This is a genomic window from Herbaspirillum sp. B65 (genome assembly GCF_000333555.1).
Taxonomy (GTDB): domain Bacteria; phylum Pseudomonadota; class Gammaproteobacteria; order Burkholderiales; family Burkholderiaceae_D; genus Herbaspirillum; species Herbaspirillum rubrisubalbicans.
The window spans coordinates 1-1916 of record NZ_BADI01001223.1; the positions used below are offsets into that span (position 1 = coordinate 1).

Here is a 1916-nt window from a genome sequence, read left to right on the forward strand (position 1 = left end):
ATGAAGAGTAGGCAAAGCACCCGCCAGTTGACGAAGAACTGCGCCCTTTCCCTGGTTCTTGTTCAACTGCTGCATGGTGTTGCATGTGCTGGCCTCACCTGGTTCAGGAGTCGCTACTTCCGGTTGAGCCTGGGTGGGTAATTGCGAAGGAATTTCATAGTCTTCCGCTGGATGCGGGGGGGATGTGACATTCATCATATTGGTTCCATTTTTTAGTTGACTGAAACAGATCGGGTCGCCATAGGCAGATCGCTGCCAACGACTTTCTGTTTGTAGAGATCTGTTGCGAGATGCAGGTCCATGCGCCATCGGCAGAATCCGTGCAGTCGGGTTGAGCTTCTGGAGCATTGCCTTGAGGGCCGCGAAGGTGCTCGCATCGATCAGGTCGACGCGGCTGACCAGGATCACGTTGGCGTACTCGACCTGTTCGATGAGCAGGTCGGAAAGCCGGCGAGTGCTGCTGCCATCGGCCTGCGTGACGGCGACGTGCTCAGACAATTGCTGTTCGAATGTTTCGCCGTTGACCACCGTGACCAGCGTGTCCAAGCGTGCCAGCTCGCTCAGGCTGAAGCCGTCGCGGTCGAGAAAGGCAAAGGTCTCCGCCACCGGAATGGGTTCGGAAATGCCGGTCGATTCGATCAGCAGATAATCGAAACGGCCCGACCTTGCCAGCGCGCTGACCTGCTCCAGCAAGTCGGCGCGCAAGGTACAGCAGATGCAGCCATTGCTCATCTCCACCAGCTCATCGTTGCCGCGGTACAGTTCGGTGTTGCGCCTGACATCGTCGCCATCCATGTTGACTTCGCTCATGTCATTGACGATCACCGCCACTTTCATCCCGGCCCGGTTGCGCAGGATATGGTTGAGCAAGGTGGTCTTGCCAGATCCGAGAAATCCCGATAACACCGTCACCGGGATTCTCTGCGCCTGAGCATTCAACAACACCTCGGGCGCCGGTTTGTTCATGCGAGTCCACCTTGTTGCGCTACCTTGTCCAGATAGCCTTCGAACAGATCCACCACCACGAAGCCATCATCGCAAGCATCGCCCCACACATCACGGTTCCTGAACTGGACGTGATAGGTCGGCTGCATCACGGCACTCTTGTCGCCGTGGCCGATGGTGTCGGGGAAGGGCCACTGTTCGGTGGTACGGTGGAGCACCACGCCTTCTTTGCCGCGCACATAGCCTGGGCAGCGGATGTGGCCGGTGACACGTTCGTCGCGTACCAGCACGCGGTCGCCGACTTCGAAGGGCGGGCGGCCGGTGATGGCGGGGCGGCCCTTGGACTGCACGGGGCTGGCCAGTTTGAAGTGGGAGCCTAGTGCTTCATCGAGTTCTTGTTGGGTCAGCACGCCTTGCTCGACCAGCAGCGATGCGGTGGCGATGACATAGCGCTCGTAGTACTGGGTGTTGGCCTGCTGGCGGAATTCGATGCGTTCCACCGCGTGACGCACTTCGTCCACGCTGTAGAGCTTCATGTGATCGGCACCCAGGAACATCAGGGTATAGGCCAGGTGCTCCCAGTCCTGCTTGAAGACCTTCTTGTAATCGAGGCTGTTGATGGTATGCGGAATACGGCCGAAGCCTTGAACACCGCCGAGGTCGTGAAAGCCATCCATGTTTGAATCTCCGTTAATTGAATGTGAAAGAGAAGTGCTCGGGGATAGGGGCCGCGATTAGCCCACCTTGGGCAGGGCCACGCCGATGAGCACATCCTTGGTGATGAGCTTGCTGAGTGCCTCTTCGCTCCAGCCTTCGGTGCCGGCCGGGCGCATCGGCAGCACCAGGTAACTGGTCTCAGCGCTGGTGTCCCAGACTTTCACGGCCATGTCCTTGGGCAGTTCGGTGCCGAGTTCGGCGAGCACTGTACGTCCCTCGCGCACCAGGCGGGCGCGGAATTCGAAGCCCTTGTA

At 59.0% G+C, this 1916-nt stretch carries 3 protein-coding genes; all 3 read right to left on the reverse strand.

Annotated elements, in window-relative coordinates:
- Positions 1 to 966 (reverse strand): GTP-binding protein (locus I5W_RS28815; protein ID WP_252717274.1); only part of this gene is annotated, 966 nt, incomplete at its 3' end.
- Positions 963 to 1622 carry a nitrile hydratase subunit beta gene (gene nthB / locus I5W_RS28820; protein ID WP_044531827.1) on the reverse strand — a complete coding sequence of 220 codons (660 nt, stop codon included), beginning with the start codon at positions 1620 to 1622 and terminating at the stop codon, positions 963 to 965. The genes I5W_RS28815 and nthB, both read right to left, overlap by 4 nt.
- A 57-nt stretch (positions 1623 to 1679) precedes the next feature.
- The coding region (locus I5W_RS28825; protein ID WP_044531828.1) for a nitrile hydratase subunit alpha at positions 1680 to 1916 on the reverse strand (237 nt) is incomplete at its 5' end.

What these genes read in the sequence shown, in the direction of transcription:
- nthB (WP_044531827.1), bottom strand. Translation starts at nt 1,622, where the DNA reads ATGGATGGCTTTCACGACCTCGGCGGTGTTCAAGGCTTCGGCCGTATT.